At 50.5% G+C, this 25,560-nt stretch carries 22 protein-coding genes; 12 read left to right on the forward strand and 10 right to left on the reverse strand.

Annotation, left to right across the window (positions count from 1 at the left end; translation table 11 throughout):
* Nucleotides 1–17 precede the first annotated feature (17 nt).
* The 9 genes from GCE9029_RS18695 to GCE9029_RS18735 all read right to left on the reverse strand — a co-directional run bounded on the left by GCE9029_RS18695 (nucleotide 18) and on the right by GCE9029_RS18735 (nucleotide 11,549).
* The gene (locus tag GCE9029_RS18695; RefSeq protein ID WP_062665869.1) at nucleotides 18–2,237 is read right to left on the reverse strand and encodes a GumC family protein; all 2,220 of its coding nucleotides are present in this window, start codon (nucleotides 2,235–2,237) and stop codon (nucleotides 18–20) included.
* Nucleotides 2,238–2,299: 62 nt separating this feature from the next.
* Nucleotides 2,300–2,824, reverse strand: coding sequence for a polysaccharide biosynthesis/export family protein (locus GCE9029_RS18700; protein WP_062665871.1), 525 nt, complete (start codon nucleotides 2,822–2,824; stop codon nucleotides 2,300–2,302).
* Nucleotides 2,821–4,029 carry an outer membrane beta-barrel protein gene (locus tag GCE9029_RS18705; RefSeq protein ID WP_062665873.1) on the reverse strand — a complete coding sequence of 403 codons (1,209 nt, stop codon included), beginning with the start codon at nucleotides 4,027–4,029 and terminating at the stop codon, nucleotides 2,821–2,823. Before GCE9029_RS18705 ends, GCE9029_RS18700 begins: the two co-directional genes overlap by 4 nt.
* 10 nt (nucleotides 4,030–4,039) lie before the next feature.
* On the reverse strand, nucleotides 4,040–5,437 hold the full coding sequence (locus GCE9029_RS18710; protein ID WP_062665875.1) for an undecaprenyl-phosphate glucose phosphotransferase: 1,398 nt from the start codon (nucleotides 5,435–5,437) through the stop codon (nucleotides 4,040–4,042).
* A 421-nt stretch (nucleotides 5,438–5,858) separates the two neighbouring features.
* On the reverse strand, nucleotides 5,859–7,151 hold the full coding sequence (locus tag GCE9029_RS18715) for an HlyD family type I secretion periplasmic adaptor subunit (protein ID WP_062665877.1): 1,293 nt from the start codon (nucleotides 7,149–7,151) through the stop codon (nucleotides 5,859–5,861).
* Complete coding sequence (locus tag GCE9029_RS18720) at nucleotides 7,148–8,857, reverse strand: type I secretion system permease/ATPase (RefSeq protein WP_062665879.1); 1,710 nt, start codon at nucleotides 8,855–8,857, stop codon at nucleotides 7,148–7,150. Before GCE9029_RS18720 ends, GCE9029_RS18715 begins: the two co-directional genes overlap by 4 nt.
* A gap of 129 nt (nucleotides 8,858–8,986) precedes the next feature.
* Nucleotides 8,987–9,604 carry a calcium-binding protein gene (locus GCE9029_RS18725; RefSeq protein WP_062665881.1) on the reverse strand — a complete coding sequence of 206 codons (618 nt, stop codon included), beginning with the start codon at nucleotides 9,602–9,604 and terminating at the stop codon, nucleotides 8,987–8,989.
* 321 nt (nucleotides 9,605–9,925) lie between these two features.
* Nucleotides 9,926–10,543, reverse strand: a complete 618-nt coding sequence (locus GCE9029_RS18730; RefSeq protein WP_062665883.1) for a calcium-binding protein — start codon at nucleotides 10,541–10,543, stop codon at nucleotides 9,926–9,928.
* Nucleotides 10,544–10,871: 328 nt separating this feature from the next.
* On the reverse strand, nucleotides 10,872–11,549 hold the full coding sequence (locus GCE9029_RS18735) for a LuxR C-terminal-related transcriptional regulator (protein ID WP_062665885.1): 678 nt from the start codon (nucleotides 11,547–11,549) through the stop codon (nucleotides 10,872–10,874).
* 356 nt (nucleotides 11,550–11,905) lie between these two features.
* Between GCE9029_RS18735 and GCE9029_RS18740 the strand changes: the two genes are divergently transcribed.
* Nucleotides 11,906–12,436, forward strand: coding sequence for a single-stranded DNA-binding protein (locus GCE9029_RS18740; RefSeq protein ID WP_062665887.1), 531 nt, complete (start codon nucleotides 11,906–11,908; stop codon nucleotides 12,434–12,436).
* A gap of 76 nt (nucleotides 12,437–12,512) precedes the next feature.
* On the opposite strand, the gene GCE9029_RS18745 is transcribed toward GCE9029_RS18740, so the two are convergent.
* Nucleotides 12,513–13,391 carry a LysR family transcriptional regulator gene (locus tag GCE9029_RS18745; protein WP_062665889.1) on the reverse strand — a complete coding sequence of 293 codons (879 nt, stop codon included), beginning with the start codon at nucleotides 13,389–13,391 and terminating at the stop codon, nucleotides 12,513–12,515.
* Between the two features lie 144 nt (nucleotides 13,392–13,535).
* Here GCE9029_RS18745 and csrD point away from each other — a divergent pair, with 144 nt between their 5' ends.
* The 11 genes from csrD (at nucleotide 13,536) to GCE9029_RS26945 (ending at nucleotide 25,552) form a co-directional block, all read left to right on the forward strand.
* Entirely contained in the window at nucleotides 13,536–15,488 is a 1,953-nt protein-coding gene (csrD, locus tag GCE9029_RS18750) for an RNase E specificity factor CsrD (protein ID WP_062665892.1), read from the forward strand.
* A gap of 142 nt (nucleotides 15,489–15,630) precedes the next feature.
* Nucleotides 15,631–17,085 (forward strand): type IV pilus biogenesis protein PilM, encoded by a 1,455-nt coding sequence (locus tag GCE9029_RS26575; RefSeq protein ID WP_062665894.1) that lies wholly within the window; start codon nucleotides 15,631–15,633, stop codon nucleotides 17,083–17,085.
* Entirely contained in the window at nucleotides 17,082–17,738 is a 657-nt protein-coding gene (locus tag GCE9029_RS18760) for a type 4a pilus biogenesis protein PilO (protein ID WP_062665896.1), read from the forward strand. The genes GCE9029_RS26575 and GCE9029_RS18760 overlap by 4 nt, the downstream gene beginning before the upstream one ends.
* Entirely contained in the window at nucleotides 17,722–18,045 is a 324-nt protein-coding gene (locus GCE9029_RS18765) for a hypothetical protein (protein ID WP_062665898.1), read from the forward strand. Before GCE9029_RS18760 ends, GCE9029_RS18765 begins: the two co-directional genes overlap by 17 nt.
* A gap of 47 nt (nucleotides 18,046–18,092) precedes the next feature.
* The gene (mshL, locus tag GCE9029_RS18770) at nucleotides 18,093–19,661 is read left to right on the forward strand and encodes a pilus (MSHA type) biogenesis protein MshL (protein ID WP_062666320.1); all 1,569 of its coding nucleotides are present in this window, start codon (nucleotides 18,093–18,095) and stop codon (nucleotides 19,659–19,661) included.
* 9 nt (nucleotides 19,662–19,670) lie between these two features.
* Nucleotides 19,671–20,501 carry an ExeA family protein gene (locus GCE9029_RS18775; protein WP_062665900.1) on the forward strand — a complete coding sequence of 277 codons (831 nt, stop codon included), beginning with the start codon at nucleotides 19,671–19,673 and terminating at the stop codon, nucleotides 20,499–20,501.
* Between the two features lie 6 nt (nucleotides 20,502–20,507).
* Nucleotides 20,508–21,596 carry a tetratricopeptide repeat protein gene (locus GCE9029_RS18780; protein ID WP_062665903.1) on the forward strand — a complete coding sequence of 363 codons (1,089 nt, stop codon included), beginning with the start codon at nucleotides 20,508–20,510 and terminating at the stop codon, nucleotides 21,594–21,596.
* Nucleotides 21,586–23,301: a GspE/PulE family protein gene (locus GCE9029_RS18785; protein WP_062665905.1), complete on the forward strand. Its 1,716-nt coding sequence runs from the start codon at nucleotides 21,586–21,588 to the stop codon at nucleotides 23,299–23,301. Before GCE9029_RS18780 ends, GCE9029_RS18785 begins: the two co-directional genes overlap by 11 nt.
* Nucleotides 23,301–24,518, forward strand: coding sequence for a type II secretion system F family protein (locus GCE9029_RS18790; protein WP_062665907.1), 1,218 nt, complete (start codon nucleotides 23,301–23,303; stop codon nucleotides 24,516–24,518). The genes GCE9029_RS18785 and GCE9029_RS18790 overlap by 1 nt, the downstream gene beginning before the upstream one ends.
* The gene (locus tag GCE9029_RS18795; RefSeq protein WP_062665909.1) at nucleotides 24,519–25,124 is read left to right on the forward strand and encodes a hypothetical protein; all 606 of its coding nucleotides are present in this window, start codon (nucleotides 24,519–24,521) and stop codon (nucleotides 25,122–25,124) included. It abuts the gene before it with no gap.
* A complete protein-coding gene (locus GCE9029_RS26945; protein WP_062665911.1) occupies nucleotides 25,121–25,552 on the forward strand; it encodes a type II secretion system protein in 432 nt (143 codons plus the stop codon). The genes GCE9029_RS18795 and GCE9029_RS26945 overlap by 4 nt, the downstream gene beginning before the upstream one ends.
* The last annotated feature ends 8 nt before the right edge of the window (nucleotides 25,553–25,560 follow it).

Genomic DNA, 25,560 nt, shown 5'->3' on the forward strand with positions numbered 1-25,560 from the left:
CCTTGTTCTGAAAGCGATTAACTCGCTTCCAGTGTTTCGTCATCCTGCTTGTTATTGTTGTAATAACCATAGTGCAGCTTGTATTTTTCCTCCGCATATTTGGCGGAGAGTTGGTTTAGCACTACACCATCGATGGCGATGTCATGACGAACAAGTTGACTGATCGAACGGTTGACCTGTTTCTCCGTGGTTGCTTCTGCTTTCACCACCAGGATCATGCCACCAGCCAGACGCCCCAGAATCAATCCATCGCTCACCACCTGTACCGGTGGGGTGTCGAGAATGATCCTGTCATAGCTCTGTTTCAGCTGGTTGATCAGTGCCGAGAACTTGGTTGAGCCCAGAAGCTCCTGCGGGTTTTGTGGCAACAGGCCAGCAGGCAGGATATCGAGTTGCGTTTCATCATCGTGATAGATGCAATCCGTCACTGGTGCGCCCATCACCAGTACATTACTCAGTCCCGCTTGGTTGCGTGGCAAGCCATAACGCTGTCCGACAGCAGGCATTCGCAGGTCGCAGTCAATCAAGAGCGTGCGTTCCATCTTGGCAAGGGACTGGGCGAGGCTCATCGCCACGGTAGTTTTGCCTTCAGAGGGCAGTGAAGAAGTCACTGCAAGCACATTGCGCTTACTGTTGGTGAGCGTAAGCAGAATAGAAGTGCGGATAGTACGGACCGATTCGCTGAACAAAGCTTCATCTGGGTCCAGGTAAAGTGTGTGATCAAGCGGTACATTCTTGAATCGCTTTGCTTTTACACGGGGCAGAAATCCTAGGTGCTGCAATCCCAACTTCTCCTCAACATCGTCAGGTTTTTCAATGGTGTTGCGGTAAGCATCCGCTAAAAACGCACCAACGATACCGAGCAGCAGGGCGAATGCGGCGCTGATCACGATCAATTTGCCCGTCTGAGGGCTGGATGGATGTTGAGGGACAGCTGCACGATCTGTGAAGCGTGCGTTCACTGCATCGAAGTCGCCAGCAACTGTGGTTTCTTTCTGGCGGTTCAGGAACAAATCGTAGAGCTGGCGGTTAGAGTCAACGTCGCGCTTGAGTGAATCATACTGTGCACGTTTTGCACTGATATTCTGGTAATCGCTCTTCTTGCTTTCAAGCTGTGCTACCAGCGCGCGCTCTTGCTGACGTGCGCTGTTCAGTTCTTTCTCAATGCCTTGCGCCAGGTTATTGATCACCGAGTACATACGCTCTCGGACCGCGTCCAACTGTGCTTGAGCCTGGATCATTTTGTCATGTTTTGGACCATAGCGTTTAGCCAGCTCTGAAACACGGCGTTCTGCATCTGTTTCGGCATTTTTAACGTCACGTACCTGAGGGTGGTTGGAGATTTCCGGCACTGTCATCAGGCTGCCGCTGGCGTTGTTTTTCAGTTGGTCAAAAAGACTTTGTGCCGCAACCCGACGTTCACGTGCTTCGTTAACGCGAATAGACAGGTTAGTGAGTTCTGAGCCCGCCAACTGGTCGATATCATCAAGCTCTATCAGACCTTCTTCTTTCAGGAAGTTGGTCAGGGCAAGCTCGGCGGCATCCAAATTGTCTTTCAGTTCTGTGAGGCGCTCGGTGATCCAGAACGACGCGGTTTGGGTGGCCACCAAACGGGCTTCCAGATTGGACTCAATGTAAGCCTGACCAAGAGCATTGGCGACTTTTGCTGCCAGTTCAGGATCGATAGAACCAAAATGGATGTTAACTAACTGCGTATTACGAATCGGTTCGATTGTTAGGTGCGATTTAAACTTATTCAAAACAGCTTGGCGCGCAGAAGCATCATCGGTGAGCTCTGAAGGAGAAACCGGCTCCGGAAGGAACTGCTGCAATGGCCCGATGTTATGAAGAAAGCCCAATAGCTTCTCACGGCCTGACAACTCACCAACCTGATTATTGAATTCGCGGATATTGGCAATACCCAGATCCTCAATCACTTTTTCTGCAATGTGGTTAGAGCGCAGGATTTCAAATTGAGTCTGGTAGTACTCTTTCTGGCTGGTATCTAGGGTATATACTTCTTCGATTGATACCGCCTTGTTGGCTTCAGACTCAATAAGCAGCGTTGCGGTCGCACGGTAAACCGGAGTAATAGCAAGGATCAGCACTGTCGCGACCAAGGTCACCACCGCCACGAACGTAGCAATCGGCAACCAGTAACGCAGAAGAATGCCGACGTAACGCTTGAGATCGAGACGTGCAGGTTCGTTGGCCGGGTTAGGCTCGATAAGTTTCATGATGTTTACTAGTCCTTTTTATCTTCCGTGCGCAAAAAAAAGCTGTTCTTTCGGTTGGCTTCTTAGAAGAAGCTCTGATCCACTACGATGATGTCGCCAGGGCCAACAGATTTCGACAGACCAACGTTGTTTTCTGTTCTTCCGCTTTTGGCTTCTGTTTGTTGAATTTTGTTTCTTGAAGCGCGATCCGTGAAACCGCCGGCAATCGCAATGGCTTTGCCAATCGTTAACCCAGGCTGATAGTCATAACCGCCCGGATGATGTACCTCTCCGTTCACGTAGAACTTACGGAACTGCATAACGTTGACCGTCACTTTAGGGTCAATCAGATAGTCGCCTTTCAGCCCTCTCTGAATGATTTCCTGCAGTTGTCCGACGGTTTTTCCTGCTGCTTCCAGCCTGCCGAGATAGGGATAATCAAATCGCCCACGGGTGCTGAGAAGAATGTCCATGGAGAGGTCTTCCTCGCCATACACTTTGATAGAAATTCTGTCACCGTCATCTAGCACGTACTGCTCATTGTCAGCGTACGCGGTGACTGAAAATGTCAGCAGGGCGAAAAGAATAAAGCTAAATCGTTTGATCACAGGCTCACCTCCATGCCGAGAAAAAATCTTGTTTGATCATAACTATAGCCAGTCAACGTAGAGTCACGCTCAAACCAGCTGACGCCTGCCGTTACATCCCACCAGCGGGCAATGCTGTAGGTTGCACTTACGTCAAACTGGGTGTCGTCATCTTTACGGATACCCGGATAGTCATTGGTTCCATACCTAGCGGAGGCCGTTGTTGTCACTAATGGGGTCCATTTATGTTCCCAGTCAATCTTGATGGATTGATCTTCTACGTAGTCAGCGTTGAGGTTCGGGTCGCGCGCGAAGTCACGGCCCTCTAGGCGAAACTCACTGTAATCAGTGGGTTTCCAACTCAATCTCAGCTGCCAGCTGAAACCCTGGAAGTTCTCGCGCTGGTCACTGTCGAAATCTTTATTTTGGAAACCAAGTAGCAGTCGCCCTTGTGTTTTACCTGTGACATCCCAGTCCAAACCGCCATAAAGGAAGGTGTTGTTGTTGTCACGGCTGCCGCCAGGGCCCGTAAAGAGGTTGTCGTAACTGCGTATTTCATGTCGGAAGATAGTCAGCGCATGGAAATAGCTTGAGACCGCGTAATAAAACTCACCGGCCACATAAGGCATGTCCCAGTTATAGAATTTGGTGTCGACAGTAACGCCATTGGTGCGGACAAATACTTCGTCATCATAGTCTTTGGCTTCATAGCCTAAGATACCGACCAGACGGCCAGGTGCACCGTTGGCACCATACATATAGCGGGCGTTGGCATCATGGCGTCTGAAACGTAAAGGTTCATCGACCTGAAGGCTCGAACCTTCAGTCAGCCCTGTTCCGCGTGCTTCGCTCGCCACACGATAGGTGTAATCAAGACGAAGGCGATGGCGGATATCGAACAGCCAGAATGCATTTCCATGAAGCTCGTGGTTCACGTAGTCGTCTTCGCTGCTGTCGGTAAAGCTCACTGCGTCAAGCGTATAGTCGAACTGATAGGCTGAGCGGCGCGTTTCAAGCTGGGCAACAACCTTTGGCGTCACCCTGTACATGGCAGAGTCGACAGGATCGGTTTCTGTCCTGCGAACATTGTCATCGTGCCCAGCGCTGAATTGCAGCGTTGGAATGATGTCGATGCCATTTTCCGTTTGATAAGGAAACGGCTCCACTGCCTGTACAGAGAGAGGGACAGTACACAATGAGTAAAACAATAAGTTACGGCTTTTCACCTATCTCTCCCTAGTACGCCGTCTTACCGACAAACCCTTTGAACACGGTGGCGAAGACAATCTTGATGTCCATCCACAGCGACCAGTTCTGGATGTATTCCAAATCGAACTGAATACGTTTTTCCATTTTGTCCAAAGTGTCAGTTTCACCGCGGTAGCCATTGATCTGCGCCCAGCCAGTAATGCCCGGTTTTACTTTATGGCGCAGCATGTAGCGGTCTACGATGGCGCGGTATTGTTCGTTGTGTGCAACAGCATGAGGACGCGGGCCGACGATAGACATTCTGCCTTGCAGCACATTGAAAAATTGCGGCAACTCGTCAAGTGATGTGCGGCGGATGAAAGCGCCAAAAGGCGTCACGCGTGGATCATTCTTGGTGGCTTGTTTCACATCATCACCATTGTCCATGACAGACATAGAGCGGAACTTCCACACATTGATTTTGCTGCCATCAAGCCCGTAGCGGTGTTGCTTAAAGATGACTGGACCTGGTGATGAAAGCTTCACGCCAATCGCAACAGCCAGCAGCACTGGGGAAATCAGGAGCAAGATCAGAATAGACAGCACAATATCTTCCAGACGCTTCGCCCAGGCAGCAATGCCGCTGAATGGCGTGTCATGCACGCTCAGAGTATGAACGTGGCCAATGGTCTGCCAGCGGCTGTGCAGCAGGTTGTAAGTAAAGAAGTCGGGTACTAGATACGTCGTCGCCGTAGTGTCAGCAAACTGGTTCAGGTAACGGGCGATGCGGTCTTTAGCATGCATTGGCATTGCAATATAGACGTGTTGCAACTCACCCTGGCGCGCCAGTTCAAGTGCTTCACTGACTTTGCCTAACATAGGGGCTGGTAAGGTGCCTTCGACACGATCACTGCTGCGATCTTCATAAAAACCGAGGAGTGTAATTCCCAGCGTGTGGTTGCGCTGAAACTCTTGGGCCAGTTCTATACCGTTGGCTGTTGTACCGATAATGACTGCACGGCGAGTGTTGAAGCCATGGTTGCGCAGGCGGCTTAGCGCAGCTCGCGCCATAAAGCGCCAAAGTACTAAGCCTACAGCTGTACCAGTGAACCAAAGTGTCATCACAACACGGGAAAACTGAATGCCGCTTTTTGAGAAGAAGAAATAGGCAACAAGAAGTAAGCAGGCGCCACACCACGGCAGCAATGTTGCGACCATTTGTCCCTGAAAGTTACTGATACGCCAAGAACGGTAAAGGTGAGAGCTTTCAGCAAATAGCAGATAGAAAATACAAATCAGCGTGGCAAGATGTAACCAGGCTTCACTGATTGAACCCAGGTAGATTTGGCTAACAATTGCCAATGTGCCGCTGATGACGGCCAAATCACACAGTCGATAGAGAATGGCAAATTCAGTTCCATGTGTGCGGATTTTTCTACTATCCATGATTAGGTTCTCTGTAGTGATCAGGACTGAAAGCGATTGGTTCTATTTCATTTCTTCTTATTAAAAAGTAAACCACGCATTCCAAGCTCGCTAGCTCAGGTTTGACTTTCAACCAATTGCGTATCTCGCGATTTCTGAGGTGTAAGTAAACCAGTATGCGACTGAGCAGAGAAGATGAAGTTTGTCCGATTTTGGCATGTGACATTTGTACTTCCCTGTCATTACACTATTTAGCAAGTCATCAATAGCTGTTCAGAAATGCAGACAGCAAGTGACTTTTATTCCACAAATGCTGTGGCGATGTGTTGAAATTGAGATTTAGCGTTGAATTTATCGGATGTTGAATTCACGCGAATTTGATTGAAGGCCATCACCACTCAGTCTTGAGGATTAGAAAAGACTGAGTGACCTATGACGAAGATCACTGTTCACGAAATGCGCGATTAAAGCTTTCTGTGAGTGGTTTCAGTAAATATTCGATTGGCGTGCGCGGTTCGGTCAAAAGCATGACCTCTGCCTGCATTCCCGGATACAGCTCAATGCCTTCCAGAATGTCGCTAACGTTATCAATGAGTTTGACCCGGGCAAGGTAATAAGCGAGGCCTGATTGCTCGTCTACCAATCGGTCAGCCGATACTGTTAGAAGCTCGCCATCCAGTGGTTTGACGCTTCGCATACTGAGCGCTGTCAAACGGATCTGCGCTTTCATGCCGGATCGCACCTGATCGATATCTGAAGGATCTACCTTGGCTTCGATCACTAGCCCCTCATTACTTGGGACGATGTCGAGCAATGGCTGTCCCGGAGTGATAACACCTTCTTCAGAAAAAACCTGAAGATTCAATACTGTGCCGGATAACGGTGCGGAAATCGTGGTGCGGTTGAGAATATCTTTCGAAGAAGCAATTTGTTCATCAAGATCGTAGCGCTCCTGACGGCTTTCACGCAGACCTTCAACGATCTCTTTGATGCGCTCCAGTTCCTGCTCTCTAAGTTGTGCCTGACTCTCTGCTACGTTCTGAGCCAAACGACTGGCATTTGCCTGAAGTTGACTGATGGTACTGAGGATTTGTGCCTCTTCACGCTCCAGTCGTAGCACCTGTGTTTTACTCACATAGCCTTTTTCAGCGAGTTGACGGTTACCATCAATCTCTTCGCCGATAATCGAGAGGCGACGCTTTTCAATTTCCAGACGCTTCTTCTGGCCTTCCAGCTCCGCATTGTTCTGCGCCAGCTGTTTGTTGATGATCTCTTTCTGTGATTCAGAGAATCCGCGGCGGGCGGTGAAGATGCGCATTTGGTTGGTCAGGAGCTCTTCGACACGAGGATTATCACGCACTGTCTCGAGCTCTTCCGGGAAGGTAATGGTTTCGAGATTGTCACGCTCAGCTATCAGACGGGCTTCACGCGCCAGGGCATTTCGCTGACGGGAAGTCAGCTGCTCCAACTGCGCCTGTGGCTGGGTTTTGTCGAGATAAATCAGAGGCTGGCCTTTTTCGACCGTCGCCCCTTCAGTCACCAGCATTTTCTCAATAATACCGCCCTCTAAATGCTGGACGGTTTTCCGCTGGCTATCAACGGTAACCACACCCTGTGCAATCGAAGCGCCTTCCAATGGACTGAAGACAGACCAAATACCAAATGTACCGAAGAAGAGTGCGATGGTGCCGAAGCCAATAATAATCAGGCGTTTGATGGATGGGATCTCGTTCATTTCTGGCCTCCTTTCTGAGCGATGGCTGCACTTTGCTCAAGGAGCGGTTTCAGTACTTCGTCGCGCTCACCAAAGGCGCGGATTTGAGCATCCTGGAGAACCAACAGTTTATCCATGGATTGCATCATGCTCGGTCTGTGTCCGACCAGAATGATGGTTGCCTTGCGGGATTTGAGATAGGCAATCGCTCGTTGCAGTGCCGCTTCACCGACACCATCGAGGTTTGCATTGGCTTCATCCAACACAATCAGGCTAGGGTCGCCATAAAGCGCACGGGCGAGGGCAATGCGCTGGCGTTCACCACCGGAAAGTCCCAAGCCGCGCTCGCCAACGACGGTGTCGTAGCCTTTTGGTTGGCGAAGAATAAGCTCATGGCAACCCGCCAGTTTGGCGGCATGGATGACCATATCCGGGTCACCTTCAGACATACGTGCGATGTTCTGGCGAAGAGTGCCAGGGAAGAGCTCCACATCCTGTGGCAAGTAGCCGCAATGTGGGCCTAAATCGTCAGGGTCCCACTTCGCCACGTCCATATTATCCAGACGAACGGTTCCGGCTGTCGGTGTCAGGTTGCCGAGCATCAGACGTGCGAGCGTTGATTTACCGGTTCCAGATGGGCCGATAATGCCAAGCGCTTCACCGGGTTCCAGCTTGAAGTTAATGCCATGCAGCACTGGCTCCGCACCGCCCGGATGGAAGTAGGTGACTTTCTCAACCGAAATCAGCCCTTTTGGCTTTGGCAGCGGCATAGATTTCGCGCGCTCTGGGAAAGCCGGGATCTGTTCTTTCAGGCGCTGGTAACTTTGACGCGCAGAAATCGCCGTACCCCAGGCACTAATGGACTGTTCAACTGGTGCCAATGCCCGCGCCATCAGAATTGAACCGGCAATCATGGCACCTGCTGTCATTTCGTTTTCAATCACCAGATAAGCACCAACACCCAACATGGAGATTTGCAGCAACATGCGGATGAACTTTGAAGAGGCTGTCAGTAGTGCGCCTTTCGAGTTCGCAGTGACCTGCCCCTGAATGCTGTCATTGTTGAGTGCCGTCCAGCTTTTAATGAAGTTAGGCATAATGCCCATCGCTTCAATGGCATCAGCATTTCGCGCTGCTGACTCCGCCTGTTGCATCGCCATGATAGAGGCTTCATTGGCCTTTTTGTGCGCCTGACGGGTAGACATGTCATTGATAATGGCAATGGCGAACAGGATGAGTGCGCCCACCGTGGCGATAATGCCAAGGATAGGGTGAAGCAAGAAAACAAAGCCAAGGAACACCGGTGTCCAAGGGGCGTCCAGCGCGGGGATAATCGCATTACCACCGATAAAAGCGCGGATGGCGGCAATGTCACGAAGGCTTTGTACGGAAGCGGAAAGTCCCTGACGCAGTTGTAGGGCAATACTGCCGCTCAATATATCGGGAGACAGGCTTTCATCAAACCAGGCGCCAATCCGTACCATAAGACGTGTCCGGATATTTTCCAGCACCGCCATGGTTAAGAGGGCAAAGATGGTGATCATGCTGAGAAGCAGCAAGGTATCGATAGATCGGGAACTGATCACGCGGTCGTAAATTTGAAGCATGTAGATGGGCAAACACAGCACCAGTATGTTGATAACAAAACTGAATGCGATAACGAAAACCAGCGCTTTTTTACATTGCCCGAGAGTGTTTTCTAATTGCTTTTGTGTAGTGAGAGACATGTTATATCCGATGACGTTGCATCGCTATACGTATGGATACAGCCACGTAGCGAAAGATTTAATGAGCCCCAAAAAAAACAACCAGCATAGGAAGATACTGCTGGTTGTTTTGAGTATAGCTCGCCTGAGTTAGACGATAATAAAGTCATCTGCTGACAGGTCTGTCGCAGTGATGTTGTTCAGAGTAAAGCTTGAGCCGTCCGCCAGATTGACCAGCGTATTGTTGCCTACTTGGGTAATGTCCAGTGAAGCAAAGTCGGTGTCGCCAGTTGAGCGAATGATCAGTGTGTCGATGCCAACTTCGAAATCCACAACGCGGTCATTACCAGTGCCTTCACCCAGCAGGTTATGGAAGACAAAAGTGTCTGCGCCGTCGCCGCCAAACATGAAGTCGTTTCCTGTGCCGCTGAACAGCCAGTCATCACCGTTACCACCGTACATGAAGTCGTTACCGCTGTTTGCGTGAAGAACATCATTGCCCTCACCGCCAAGCAGTTTGTCGTCGCCTTCACCACCTTGGAGGTTGTCTTCGCCTGTACCGCCGCGCAGTACATCGTCGCCTTCACCGCCTTTCAGCAGATCGTCGCCTTTACCACCGATGAGTAGATCGTTACCTGCACCGCCGAGGATTTGGTCATCGCCGCTAAAACCTACAATGCGATCATCGCCACCCAGGCCGCTGATCACATCAGCATCGTTTGTTCCTTCCAGTGACTCTGGATTATTGGTTCCTACAATGTCAGCCATTTTTTATATGTCCTTTTGATACTACCTACCTTTGTCTTAACGATGCTCAGGTGATTTTTCACTTCTTCACATCGGCGACTGGCAGACAGGTATGACCTCGCCCAACTAGCCGCGCTACCACTTTGCAGGAATCGCGTTGAGAAAATTGTCTCAATAGTGATTTGATGTGCGAGATTACTGTCTGATCTGTATGACAGATTTATTGCCATGTTATGAGACCCAAATAGGACTGTTGGGATTTCGAGAAGCAGTGTCAGAGAATTGAGAGAAGGCAGCAGAATTCTGCTGCCTGATATTAATTCATTGATATATATGAAGAGATTAAATGATGTTGAAGTCGCTGGCTGATAGGTCGTCGACATCAATGTTGTTCATAATGATGCTTGAGCCGTCGGCTAAGCTGACAAGTGTGTTATTGCCGACCTGAGTCAGACTCAATGAAGCAAAATCGGTATCACCGGTTGCACGGATCCAAACCAAATCGGTACCGATTTCAAAGTCGGTAATACGGTCATTGCCCGTACCGTTACCGAGAATGTTGTCGAACATGAAGACATCTGCACCTTCACCACCGAACAGGAAATCGTCTCCCGTACCGCTGATCAATGCATCATCGCCTTTGCCACCGAAAAGCACATTGCTGCCTTCGCGGGCGTAGAGTAAGTCATTGCCGATACCTCCATTGAGGACATCATCGCCTTTACCAGCGAACAGGATGTCGTTCCCGCTGCCGCCGGCAACGTAGTCGTCGCCTTCACCGCCACGGACAAAATCATCCCCGGCGCCACCGGTGATCCTGTCATTGCCTTTACCGCCATAGACTACGTCATCACCACCAAAGCCCACGATGACATCGTCTTCGAAAAAGCCGATCAATAAATCATCATCATTTGTGCCGCCAAATGTGTCGGCCAGATCTGTACCTAAGATTACGCTCATAATGCTAACCCTCTGTGAGTGAGATTACCTTTGTCAAATAGGGAGATGCGTACGTCGACGAGTGAATAGATGTGTCATCGCATCGGTGCGAAAGACAGCGAGACGCGGCTTTATATAGAAGTGTTTTTGGAAGGCCTGCCTTCGCATCGCATTTATAACTGTGACGCATTGACGAGCGGGGATTTGTCTCAGTTCTGAACGAACATGAGAGAAAGCTAATAAAGTGTAAATAAATCTAACGGTTAATCTCAGGCCAAAGAGCGTTCACTGCAGAACATTGCGTCCCTGCTGATGAAAACCGCAGTGAATGTGGGGGCCGCAGGAATTTTTAGCCTTGGTAGTCCAAACCGATAACTGACAGATTGTTCTTAGCCCAGAACACAGCTTGAACACGGTTCTTCACATTGATCTTCTTAAAGATGTTGTAGAGGTGCGATTTAACTGTGTGTTCAGATACAAACAAGCTATCTGCGATTTCGCTGTTAGAAGCACCGGTGACCAGTTTACGGAGGATTTGCTGCTCACGGTTGGTCAGGCAGATTTCTGAGTAGTCGATAGCGTTGTTGTTGTTCTGTTGGTAATAGTGAATGAGCTCAGCCAGTTTCTGACGTGGCAACCAGTATTCGCCAGACAGCATTTTTTCGATGCCGTGACAAAGGTGCTCTAGATCATCTTCTTTTTTGAATACGCCTTTGATAAACGGCCAACTCGCCAATTCCTTCGCGGAAAGGTCATGTGCATTGAACAGTGCAAAAACATGTTGCTCGCTGAAAGGAGCGAGGCTTTGTTTGACGAAGCTGACGGTATCGCCTTCAAAAGCGCTCAGGTCAATTAACACCAGACCAGAAGATGTAGAGAGTTTCTCACTGATTTCTTGTTTCTCTACCAAAGACACTGCGCTCTTAATTTCCTTCTCCAGGCAAGAAATCAAAGCTGTGATGGTCATGCTTGGCTCTGAAACGAGGAGTATCGTGTATTTGTCTGAGGTGGTCTCGATGTTCTGCATGTGTATCCCTAAATGCCTGTAACTGTGCTAGTTGCATCCCGACGGTGTGTTCCCGTCTATGAAAACGCATTCGCAGCATTCTAAAGCTCAATGACAATGCGATTCGTATCATTTTTAGAACTAACAACCGAAGCTTTGTGTGTAAAACGCGCCCAAACTCATTGTTAGTCTAATACAATTTGATTTTAGGCGCTGATTTCTGCGTAACAGAATTCATTCTTACACAGTAGATTTCATCAGGTTGCATTTCAGTCACACTGTCGACATTAAAGATTGTGACGATTTTTTTTGCTTCTGTTATCATCGCCGTTTACCGTCACCCACGTGATCAATAAATAAAGGTTTGGGAGCAAAATATGGCCAGCCGTGGAGTAAACAAAGTTATCTTGATTGGCAACTTGGGTAACGATCCTGAAGTTCGCTACCTGCCAAATGGCGGAGCGGTTGCCAATTTGACCGTTGCAACCTCAGAAACGTGGCGCGACAAAAACACCGGTGAAAACAAGGAAATGACCGAGTGGCACCGTGTGGTAATGTACCGTCGCCTGGCTGAAATTGCGGGTGAATACCTGAAGAAAGGTTCTAAAGTGTACCTGGAAGGTCGCTTGCAAACCCGTAAATGGCAGGGTCAAGATGGTCAGGACCGTTACACAACGGAAATCGTTGCGAACGAAATGCAGATGCTGGATAGCCGTTCAGGTGGTGGCATGGGCCAAGGTGCACCAATGCAACAGCAACCACAGCAAGGTGGTTGGGGTCAGCCGCAACAACCTCAGCAGTCGAACTACCAGCCGCAACAGCAGCAACCTGCGCAGCAGCCGCCACAACAACAGGCGCCTCAGCAGTACAACGACATGCCAGATTTCGACGACGATATCCCGTTCTAATCAACGCGATATTATCGAATCTGCACAACCCCGCTTTTGGCGGGGTTTGTTTTATCTGGCACTTTGAAAATGTTTTTTAGTGACCGACTTTCTGCTTAAGAAAATCAATGAACAGCCGCGTTTTGGTGTGGTTGTACTCAAGTTTCGGATAGTAGGCGTAAGCCGCGCTTTTTGGCTGGCGTACTTCTGGTAGTACAGGTACCAACAAGCCCTGATCGAGCTCTTTTCTTACCGTCACATCTCCAACCAGAATGATCCCAAGCCCAGCAACAGCAGCATTCACCAGTGCTTCTGGGTTTGGTGAGACAAAGTTTCCACTCAAACGCAGCTTTCGGTCATGTTCAAACTCGTGCTCTTGTGGGTGGCTGGTCGAGCCATAGAGCAGACAGTTGTGATGCAAAAGTTGCTCAGGATCGACAATCGGTGGATGTTGCGCAAGGTAAGTGGGCGAGGCAAAAAAGCGCGGTTGGAAATCAAACAGCTTGGTTGCGATAAAGCTTGCGGAGTTGAAGTCTGCCAGTTCGCGCGTGATCACCACGTCGAGATTTGGGTCTGGGAGTTGCCCGGGTGCGAGAGTATGAAGCTCCACCTGAATGTTTGGATATGCCGAAAGAAACTCGCCGATATTGTTAACCAACAGTCGGCTTCCAGTCGCAAGCGGAGCACCAATTCGCAGCACGCCGCTAACTTCACCGTAAGTGGATGTGGTTTCAGAGACCAGTTGCGTCCAGTCATCTAGTAGCAGTTTTCCGCGCTGATAAAACAAGCGTCCTGCATCGGTCATGGTCAAAGTACGGGTGGTACGCTTTAACAGCTGAACCCCAAGCTGATTTTCCAGCCAGGCCAACCGCTTGGAAAGGGCAGAGCTTGATGTGTTGAGCTTGGTCGCGGCCTGAGCCAGCGAGCCCATCTCTACCACAGTGACATAACTTTTCGCGCAGGTAATCCAATCCATTTATTGACTCATTATCAATCGAGTATCGACTTTGCGTTCACTTTCATAACAGGAACAACGATAATAACTAATTCAAGGCCGATTGGCCTTCTGAACTTATTTTTGCTGAGAAGGGATCAGCAAAACCCTTCATTTGGATAGTACATGAGAAAAGTTGCCGGGATGAAGCTGACCAACAGATTGGTCGCTTTTGTAACGCTTATTGTTGTTTGTGCCATGTTCGTGCTTTTTATCGGCGGCGCAATCAGTTTTCGCAAGCTGGGGACGGATTTCCTCTCCCATTATCTTGGCAAAGTGGTGGTTGAAATTGACCATGCGATTGCTAACCCCACATCTAATGAAAACATCGGTCTTTGGCTGCCGCAGCTGTTAAAAGCCAGTGATATTGTTGAGCTTGAGATCAACAGCAAGACTGGTCTTCTCTATCGCTATGAACAAATTTACACGACGACACAGCCACTTGAACTGATTGAAAACCGCTACGCTCTGCCGAGCAACCCCGGCTTCTATATTAATATCAAGTCGGTGCCGCCATATGCGGACTTTGCTTACTCCATAGGGGCGATGTCTTCGCTTTCGCTCGCGGTATTAGTCATTGTGTTGGCTCTTTCCTGGGGTATTAGATGGCTTCGAACCCAGCTTCTGGGTGCCGAACTGTTAGAACATCGAGGTAGGTTGATTTTAGCCGGGCGGGCGGAAGAAGTGCATACCGGTGATGAACGGGAATGGCCAGCAACGGCCAGTATCGCCCTCGACCAGATGATTGCAGAACTTCGCGAAGCGCGTCAGGAACGCAGTCGCTTTGATACGTTTATCCGTTCCAACACTTTCCTAGACAAGCTGACAGGTGCGGCCAACCGCGTGATGTTCGACAACCGCCTGCAAACATTGCTGCAAGATAAAGGTGCTCAGGGTGCTGTGCTAATGATCCGCATTGGCGACTGGGACACTCTGGTGCATGAGTCGGGCAAAGAAGGCGCAGACGAGTGGGTGAAAGAAGTGGGTAACGTGTTGTCCAATGCCATCCTTCGTTTCCCTGATGCCGTCCTTGCGCGCTATTACGACACCGAATTTGCTGTATTGCTGACGCACCAGTCGGCAAAAGATGCCCGTCTGTTTGCCACCCAATTGATGAAAGCGCTTGAACGTTTAACGCCACCTGAATGCCTTGAAGAAGAAAACTGGGCGCATCTGGGGATGACTTTCTTTACCACCGGTGAACGCCGAGGCCGGTTGATGGAAGAAGCCGACATGGCCAAACGTAGCGCTGTGCTTCAGGGAAGCAATGGCTGGTATGCGTTTAAGAAAGATGTTGTGGCAGACGATGCCCGTGGCAGCGTTCGCTGGCGAACTTTGTTGACCCGGGTGTTTGAAGCGGGTGGCCCAGACCTTTACCGTCAAATAGTGAAAGACGCCAAGGGCGAGGAGCTGCATACCGAGTTGCTGGCACGCATCAAAGATGAAAACGGCCTTATCATCAAAGCGTCGCGTTTTATGAACGGTATCGATCTAGTGGGGATGCACGGTACGCTTGATAGGCGTGTGGTGGGTAAAGCCCTTCACCTTCTTCGTACGGGTGATGGACGTGAAGTGTTATCCATAAACGTCTGCGCCGAATCACTGGGTCAACGTGCTTACCAAATCTGGCTGCGTGACACTTTGCTACAAACGCCGCGCAGTGTGTTGAACCGTCTGCAAATTGAAATCTCTGAAGCCCCGCTGGTAAAACACTTCGATGCGGTGAGACCAACACTACGTATGGTTCGCGCGCTGGGTTGTGCGGTAGTGGTCGATCAAGCTGGCCGTTCTGTGGTAAGTACCCACTACGTAAAAGATATCCAACCGAAGCACATCAAGCTTCACCGAAGCCTTATCCGCGACATTCACCAGCGACCAGAAAACCAACTGTATGTCCGCAGTATGTTGGGAGCCTGTGACCCGACACCAACGCAAGTGCTGGCAGTGGGAGTGGAATCCCAACAGGAATGGAAAGTGCTTTTACAACTGGGAGTTATGGGCGGCCAGGGGCGTTTTCTGGGGGCAGAACTTTCCTCCAGTCCAGCTACGCGAAAGAGGCAACGTTGGCGCAAACAATGATATGGATCGAGCATTGTTTATAAAACGCTCAATTGCGTCATGAAACTGTCGCGCACGTACTTATTTTTTGGCGGGAAATTTGATAGAATATAGTGTACTTCAAACACTTTATTAACATTTCCCGAGCAATTATTAGGTGCAGATGGCAGTTTCTACTCTTTTTGCAAAGTTTTCCCCAGTAAAACAACGGCATGTTGTTAGCTTGGTTGCGTCCGCCGAACAGGTCGTGATTGCGTATCAGGACAACGCTGGAAAGACGCAACTGGATGCGCAAACCGTCACTCAATCTGACCCGTGGACGGCAGCGTCACTACTGATTTCCCGTCACGGGATCAGCAAGGCAGACGTACATCTTGTGCTCGGGCATGGTTTGTATCAATCTCTGTTGATTGATGATCCCGGTTTGTCTGATGAAGACAAACGCGCAGCTTTACCATTCCAGTTAAAAGACTTCATTTCTGATTCGCCGTCGGACATTGTTGCCGATGGCTTTAGCTCGCCGGTGGCTAACCGTTTTCAGGCATTTGTCTGCCACAAACTGCCGCTTATCCAATTCAGCAAAACACTGGAAAAAAATCAGTGCCGACTCACCAACGTATCGCTTGAAGACGTGGCGCTGCGTCAGTGGACACAGCTGGATAAAACCGAGATGGTGCTAAGCCGTGATAGCCATGGCGTATTGCAACTAGCTGCCTTTCATCTTGGCCAGCTTTGCTTCCAGCGCCAGATTCGTGGTGTGATGCTCGAAGGGCAAATGATGCCGCCATCGGTTGTTGACGATTTGGCACTGGAAGTGCAGCGTTCCCTCGATTACCTGCGTTCACAACTGAAAAGCGCCCAGGTGACTGGGCTGGTTATCAGTGTTCATGGCATCGACGATACCGAACTGGCGTTTCAACTGTCTTCACGTCTTTCTGTGGCCGTGCGTCCACAGCAGCTTTTTGATACCGGCACCCATCATCAACACATCGCGATTGCGGCTTTAAGCCACGACTATTCCCCGGATGTGAATCTGTTCAGTGACGATCTGTCGCCAAAAGCGCCGCTGCTGACGTTCGAAAAAATGCTGCTGGTATGGGGCGCAACCTCGCTGCTGGTGGTGTTAGTGGCTGCTTACCAACAATTTTCATTGGCGCAAGCCGAGAAATTCTTTTCACTGGCAGACAGCGAGCGACAGAGCGCACAAAGTCTTTCCGATGAGCTTAACAAGCAAATGGCTTTGCATCTGCCATCGGTAAGCCTGACCAATGAGGTGAATGAGAAAAAAGCCGCCATTGACGCTAAGCGCAAGGCGTTGGCAGCGGTGAAACAGCACGATGCAGCGCTGCAGCAAGGCCATGCAGATACCTTCCGCGCGCTGGCCTCACTTTCTCGCCGCGATATTTCCGTGTCTTCTATTTCTGTTAGTCAACAGTCGCTCGATTTGAGCGGACTGGCTGCTACTCCTGCTTCTGTTCCTGCTTGGCTGCAGACATTCAACACTCAACCACCACTGGCTGATCGTGTGTTTGAACAAATGGCGCTGAGTCGAGATAAAGGCAACCGCCTGAACTTCAATCTGGTATCCAAGCGTGAAAGCGGGGAGAGCGCGAAATGAATGCACTATTGACCCGTGGAAAAGACGCGTTTGACGCGCTGAGTCTTCGCGAGCAGTGGATGATTGCGCTGGCTGGTTGGGTGGCGATTCTCGGTTTGGGTTTGTTCCTCTTTATTGAGCCAGTAAGTAAGACGCTGGCGCAGCTGGAAACGCAGATTCTTCAGTCAGAGCGCACGACCGAAGACTTGGTGACACTCAATCGTCTGAAGCAGGAAAAGCTGCACACCTCACCGAATTCTGAGCTTGAAGCCGAGCTGGCAACACTCAACAAAGAGATTTCAGCGCTTGATAGCGAAATGGAGCGCAAGGTGGATGGTTTGGTTACCGCTGCCCAAATGTCTTCATTGATGGAAGCTGTGCTGAGACAGTCTGAGCGTTTGACGCTGGTATCAATGAATTCCTTGCCACCACAACAACTGACAGACACTGAGGATGCGGGTTACTACATCCATCCTGTCGAAATCACGCTGGAAGGTCGCTACTTCGACATTGTTGATTACTTGAGTGCGTTAGAAGCCTTGCCCGTCAAATACTACTGGCAAGGCGTAGATTACAGCGTGAAAGAATACCCAATGGCGGAAGTCACCATTGAGGTTTACACCCTGGGTGAAAGTGCTGTGTTTATTGGGGGCAAAAATGAAATTACTGAATAGCATTCTGATTATGTTTTTGCTGTTGCTGCCGATAACGTCTTTAGCAGAGAGCGACCCGACGGCGCCTTTGGGTTTTACGCCTTCCTCCCAGCCTACCCAGAAAAAGGTGTACCGCTTACCAAAGCTGGACGCGATTTTGTGTGCGAGCGATGGCAGTTGTTCTGCCGTGCTGAATGGCAAGAGCGTGGGGAAAGGGCAAAGCATCAATGGCTATGTCGTCAGTCAAATTGATGAAGAGCGCGTAACGCTGAGCCGTGGTGGCAAGCGTTGGGCATTGACCGTATTTAATGAGCAGGTAGTACAGTGAAGACACATTCATTACTGAGCAAAGGTTTGCTGACCTTCGCCGCAGCGATGCTGTTGTCGGCGTGTCAGAGCGTGGGACATCAAAAGCCAACTGAAATACAGGAAGCGCTGAACGAGGCCTATGCACAGAGCACTTCCCAGCCATTGACGGAATTACCAGATGCGGTCACTCAGGATTTGATGGGGGATTTCTCTGACACCTCTGGCAGTGGCGTGTTGACCGAAAAACGCCTGCGCATAAATGCCAACAATGTGGATGCCAAAGCCTTCTTTGGTTCTTTGGTGCAAGGCACGGATTTCAATTTGGTGATGCACCCGGAAGTGAGCGGGAAGGTCACCGTTTCCCTGAAAGATGTCACCGTGCCTGAAGCGCTGGAAGTGGTTTCTGATATCTATGGCTACAACGTCGAAATCAGTGGTCGTCTGATCCAGATTTTCCCGGCGGTACTGCGTACGGAAACTTTTCCGGTAGATTACCTACAGCTTCAACGTGCTGGCGTGTCACTGACTTCAATCAGCACAGGTGCAGTTTCGACGGACTCCAGCTCCGGCAGCGGAGATGATGAAAAAACTGAGCGTACCTCAGTGCCGACGGGCGGAACCGTGATTGAAACCCGCGCGGAAAGTAATTTCTGGGCGCAGCTTGAACGTGCTGTGGCCGCCATGATTGGTAATGGCGATGGACGCAGCATTGTGGTGTCGCCACAAGCAAGCCTTATCACGGTGAAGGCATACCCGAATGAACTTCGCGAAGTGAAACGTTTCCTCGACGCATCACAAGCACGCCTGAAGCGTCAGGTGATATTGGAAGCCAAAATCCTCGAAGTAACACTGAGTGACGGCTATCAGCAAGGCGTTAACTGGTCAAACATTACGTCGTCGATTGGCAGCGGTGGTGTGGAAATTACACGAGACGCGGCTGAACTGACCGGCGACTTTATTTCCAATGTGATTGGCGGACAAACCAATATCACCATCACGGATGGTAACTTTTCTGCTGTGATGAATTTCCTTGATACTCAGGGCGATGTGAACGTGCTGTCGAGTCCACGTGTCACAGCGGCAAACAATCAAAAAGCGGTCATTAAAGTCGGTGGTGATGAGTACTTCGTTACGGATATTTCATCCAGCGACACCTCGGGCGATAACTCAGACTCTGGCCCAAACATCGAGTTAACACCTTTCTTCTCGGGTATTTCTCTGGATGTGACGCCACAAATCGATGATGAAAATGGCGTGCTGCTGCATGTTCACCCCGCGGTGATTGATGTAGTGACAGAAGAAAAAACCATCCAGCTTGGCACTTCCGCCCAACCTTATGTGTTGCCACTGGCGAAGACCTCTATCCGCGAATCGGACTCTATCATCCATGCTCAATCCGGCGATGTGGTCGTCATTGGCGGCTTGATGAAATCGAGCTACGAAGAAATGGTCTCTAAAGTGCCACTTCTCGGCGATATTCCGGGTCTTGGCCATTTGTTCCGTAACGTGAATCGCATGAAGCAGAAAACCGAGCTGGTGATTTTGCTACAGCCTTCTGTGGTGGGTGAACAAACCTGGCAGGAAGAAATCAACCGCTCGCGTCAGTTGCTGAACGACTGGTTCCCGGAAAATTAAGCCAGCCCTATGTATATGTCGCACTTTGGCCTCAATGCCGCGCCATTTAGCTTAACCCCAGACACACGTTGCTTTTTCGGCGTGCGTTCTCACGTGGATGCGATAAATACCTGCGTGTCGGCGATGGAAATGGGCGAAGGCTTGGTCAAAGTGACAGGCGAAGTAGGTACAGGAAAAACCATGGTGTGCCGTTTGGTGCTCAAAGCATTGAGCGACAGCTTCACCTTGGTATTTCTGCCAAACCCGGCCAATACGGTGGCAGGGTTGCACCGCCTGATTGCTGATGAGCTTGGTATTGATGAACAGGTGACAGAAGACAAGCTGCTTGGTGCAATCCAACAGGCAGCTATTGTGGCTGCACGAGATGAAAAGCCTGTCGTGATCCTTTGCGATGAAGCGCAGGCCATGCCGGATGAAGTGCTTGAAGCGATCCGCTTGCTGGGCAATCTGGAAACCGAGCAGCGTAAGCTGATTCAACTAATTATGTTCGGCCAGCCAGAGCTTGATGAGCGTCTGTCACAGCACAATATGCGCCAGCTACTGCAGCGTATCAGTTTCAGCGCAGAATTAACGCCGCTGAGCTTTGCCGAAACGTCGGCCTATATCGACCATAGATTACAAGAACAGGGCGCTTCGCCACTGTTCTCTACGTGGGCAAAGCGCCGCATTTGGGTCGCCAGTCAGGGCATTCCGCGACTGGTGCATCAGCTTTGCCATAAATCGCTGTTACTGAGTTTTGGCAGGGGTAAACGCTGTGTCAGCGCGCATGCTGTTCGCCTTGCCATTAAAGATACACCTCTCGCCCGCAAGCACTCAGTGCTTCAGGCCGTTTGGGGGTAGGAAATCATGAGTGAATTAAACCGCATGTTGAGCGACCTATCGTCGCCGAAAAACAATGAAAAACATGTCAATGTGGCGCCAATCCCTTCTGTATGGGGCTTTCGTTTTGCACGTGTCGTGCTGGCACTGATAGCGACTTTGGTGGGAGCGACGGGTATTTCGTGGGCACTTTCGAGTGGCAGTGAGAGAACGGTTCTACCGGCGTCAACTTTGATACCTGAACCCGTATTCGTTGAGCCGGCACCTAAAGCCGTCCCTTCGCCTACCCAGAAAGTAGTGAAAAGTGAAGTCAGCTATGTGGCAATGAAAATGACGCCGAAGGTGGAAGCTGTTGAGCCTGTCTCTGAGGCGAAAGTCGAAACCAGAGCAACTGCACAGGTAGCTGAACCTGTGCTGATTGCGAAAGCAGAGCCAGTTAAAGCTGCGCCAGTGCAAGAAACAGTAGAAGTTGAACAAGCGGCCTCACTGTCAGTAGAAACCATCGAACTGACTGGCGAACAGTTGGCAGATATCGCTTACGAAAAAGCGCAGAAACGCGCTCAGGTTGGCGATACACAAAAAGCCATCGCTTTTCTGCGTGATGCGGTGAAATACAACCCGAGCCACATTGCTGCCACCAATCAATTGGCTGGGCTTTTGTATGGGCGCAGCCAATTGCGAGATGCAGAAAACGTGCTGCGTAAAGGCATCAGCGCCAACCCAAATTCCGCAACATTGAAACTCACACTGGCGCGCATGTACCAGCAAAGTGGCAGCGAAGAATCTGCGCTGAATGTGCTGTCTTCTTCGGTGAACTTGCTGGACGGCGAGCAGGTACGATTTGTATCCATGCGCGCGGCCTTGGCACAAAAGCTGGGTAAGAACCTTGAAGCCAAGCAAAGCTATCAATGGCTGACAGAGCAAGAACCGATGGACGGTCGCTGGTGGCTCGGACTGGGTGTGTCTGCTGAGAAAACCGGTGCCAATGAGGAGGCCGCAAAAGCCTATGGCAAAGCTGTGAAGTCCGGCGGTTTGAGCAACCAGTCAGTGAACTTTGCCCGCCAGCGTTTGCTTTACCTCCAGAACCTGAAACAGGGAGCGACAGATGGCCGTTAAATTACGAAAGCGTCTTGGCGACCTGCTGGTTGAAGAGCACATCATCACTGATGCACATCTGAATGCTGCGCTAGCCCGTCAGTCTGAGACCGGACGTAAGCTTGGCGATACCTTAATGGAGATGGGCATTCTGACCGAAAGTCAGATGCTGGACTTCCTTGCCCGACAGCTTGGCGTACCACTGATTGATCTCAGTCTGACCCAAGTCGATCCAAGTGCCGTCAGTTTGCTGCCAGAAGTGCATGCTCGACGCCTTCGCGCGCTGGTGATTGGTCGTATCGGGAACACGGTTCGTGTGGCGATGTCCGATCCCGCGGATCTGGCCTCACAGGAAAGTGTGCTGAATCAGCTGCATCAATATCAGGTAGAGCTTTTGATCACGGCAGAGCAGCCGTTGATCGACGCATTTGATCGCTACTACCGCCGCACCAGCGAAATCGCTTCTTTTGCTGAGCGACTGCAGGCCGAGCATGGCGTAAAGCTGGAACAAAACTTCGGGGCAGACGAAGAGCAATCTGAAGAAGTCACCGTCGTTAAACTGATTAACTCGCTGTTTGAAGACGCTGTACAAGTGAATGCTTCGGATATTCACATTGAGCCTGATGCCGATGCTCTGCGAATTCGCCAGCGTATTGATGGCGTGCTACACGAAACGCTATTGAAAGAACGAGCGATTGCTTCTGCACTGGTGCTTCGCCTGAAACTCATGAGCGGCATGGATATCTCTGAAAAACGTCTGCCGCAGGATGGCCGCTTCAACATCAATGTCCGTGGCAATGCCATCGACGTGCGTGTGTCGACGCTTCCTGTGCAATACGGCGAGTCTGTGGTGATGCGTCTTCTTAACCAGTCGGCCGGTGTGCTGCAGCTGGAAGAGGTCGGTATGGATGCGCAGATGCTGGTGCGTTTCCGAAACCAGCTTCGCCGTCCACACGGCATGATTCTGGTCACCGGCCCGACAGGCTCGGGTAAAACCACCACGCTTTATGGCGCGCTCAATGAACTGAATGTGCCGGGCAAAAAGATCCTGACTGCGGAAGACCCGGTGGAATACCGTCTCCCACGTATCAGTCAGGTACAAATTCAAAGCAAGATTGGCCTGAGCTTTTCTTCCGCGCTTCGCACCTTCCTTCGTCAGGATCCGGACATCATCTTAGTCGGTGAGATGCGTGATCTTGAAACTGTGGAAATCGGTCTTCGCGCGGCACTGACAGGTCACTTGGTGCTCTCGACCTTGCACACCAATAACGCCATTGACAGTGCGCTCCGCCTTTTGGATATGGAAGCGCCGGGTTATCTGGTGGCGAGTGCAGTGCGCGCGGTGCTGGCGCAGCGATTGATCCGCCGCATCTGCCCGGACTGTAAAGTGCCCCACGCCACTGACGATGTTGAGCAGGTTTGGCTGACAACCACCCGCCAAGAAATGGCAGGGCATGGCTTCTACAAAGGCCGCGGCTGTCAGAGCTGTAACTTTACCGGTTACAAAGGGCGAATTGGTGTGTTTGAGCTTCTGGAAATCACGCCAGAGTTGATGGACGCCTTGCGCGCTAACGACACTCAATTGTTCTCTGCGCTGGCGGAGCAACAAGCGGGCTATAAGCCGTTAGTTCACAGTGCGCTGGATTTTGCCAAGCAAGGACAAACCTCGCTGGAAGAAGCGATGAAGCTCTCTGAAGCGGCAGCAATGTCGCTGATAGGTGCCTGATGCCAAGGTATCGCTACACCGCGCGCAAGCCGAACGGAAAACGTGTTTCGGCGATTATTGAAGCTGCCAGCGAGAGTGATGCGATCGCTAACGTGTCAGCGTCTGGCGCGGTGTTGTTATCACTGGAAATCACCAAGGCGCGGGCACAAAAAGCCAATGCGCCGCTGTTTCAGCCAAAGGTGAAACTGGAATCGCTGGTGATTTTCAGCCGTCAGGCATACAGCTTGATAAAAGCGGGTGTCCCGCTGCTGCGTGCCATTAAAGGCTTAGGGCAAAGCACCACGGATAAGCCATTGAAAGCTGCGCTTGAAAGCGTCGCCAATGAGCTTTCAAACGGTCGCCCGATGTCGGCGGCAATGCGTGACCACGAAAATGTGTTCAGTGATTTGTTTGTCTCGCTGGTACAGGTGGGGGAAAACACGGGTCGTCTCGATGATGCCATGCTCCAGCTGGCTGAATACTACGAGCAGGAAATGGAAACCCGCCGCCGGATCAAATCGGCGCTGCGTTACCCAACATTTGTGTTGATGGTGATCATCGGTGCGATGGCGTTTTTGAACGTCAAAGTGATCCCGCAGTTTGCAGGCATGTTTGCCAAATTTGGCTCTGATTTGCCACTGCCGACCAAGATTTTGATGGCGACATCGAGCTTTTTTGTCGATTTCTGGTGGCTGCTGGTCTTCGGCACCGTTTGCTTGGTAGCAGGCTTACAGGTGTGGAAAAACACCGAGCAAGGCCGGGTGAAGTGGGACAAATTCAAACTGCGCATTCCGCTGGTCGGCAACCTGGTTAATCGCGCTTTGATGTCGCGCTTCTCGCGAACATTCGCCTTGATGCTGCGTGCTGGTGTGCCGCTCAACACTGCACTGCAAATGTCTGGTGAAGCGCTGGATAACCACTTTCTTGGTGGCGAAGTGGACAAGATGAAAGCGGCGATAGAGTCGGGGATTAACCTCAGTTCCGTCACCGCAGACAGCCAACTGTTTACGCCACTGGTTCACCAGATGATTCAGGTGGGCGAGGAAACCGGTCAGATTGATAACCTGCTGCTGGAAGCGAGCGACTTTTACGACCGCGAAGTGGATTACGACCTGAAAACCCTGTCAGCGCGGATGGAGCCTATCCTGCTGCTGATTGTGGCGGGCATGGTGTTGATCCTCGCATTGGGTATTTTCCTGCCAATGTGGAACATGCTCGACCTGATCCGCGGCGGCTAAATGCGCTGGATTTTTAGGTTCAGGGAAAGCAGTGCTACCCAGTGGGCTTTGCTTACCGCGATTATCGGTATTGTCGTGATGGCAGCGATTCCCGCTTTTGAGCGTGTGATGCAGTTTGCCGATGAAGTGGAGTTTCGTTATCTCGCCAATGCGTTTGAAGGCTCTGCCAAGAATGTGCATTTGCGAGCTGCTTTAAAAAACGAGAGTAAACAAAAAGATATCGTTACTGTTGAGGATGTCAGTTTCCGATTGAATCCAACAGATAACCATCAACAAGGTTTTCCTTTTGCGCTGGAAAATGGCGCAAAAACACTGGCAGATTTACACAGCCAAGATTGCGGTGCGCTGCTGGAAAAATTTACCGACCAGTCTTACTGGCTGGATGACAGATTACAGGCTGTGGCAGAGCAAATTTCGCAGCCAAAGATTCGCGCAATAGTGGTGAAGGACAAAGGTAACAACGCCCAACCTTATTGCCGATTTGAGAGGCCGGCACGCGCCGGTATTTGGAGTGATGGCACGTCAAATTCGGCGCGTCATGTTTTTACTTATTACCCGGCATCTGGTCGCGTAGAAGTATTGAGAGAAACTGGAGAAGTAAAATGAAACGTCAAGGCGGTTTTACGCTGATTGAAATGATCGTTGTGATCGTAATCCTGGGTATTTTGGCGGTTACGGCAGCACCTAAGTTCATCAGCTTCCAAGATGATGCACGCAAGGCATCACTAAGTGGTCTTGCAGCAGCAATGCAAAGTGCAGCATCCATGGCCCACGGTAAGTACTTGATTGATGACACCTACGAGTCAGCTAATATGACCAATGGTTATCCATCTGCGACAGCAGAAGGTATTGGCGCTCAAATTGTTACTGATGGCTTTTCGGCAAACGGTTTTGCTCCAGAGAACTCAATCCAGTACAAGTTGACAGAGAACTCTGGTACTGACTGTGTCCAGTACACTGCTGCGGAAATAAAAGATGGAGAAACAGAGGTTTCACCGCCAGTTGTGTCAATTGAAACCTGCGCGACAAGCTAAATACCGTA

Source organism: Grimontia celer (assembly GCF_900055185.1).
In the GTDB taxonomy this organism is placed as follows: Bacteria; Pseudomonadota; Gammaproteobacteria; order Enterobacterales; family Vibrionaceae; genus Enterovibrio; species Enterovibrio celer.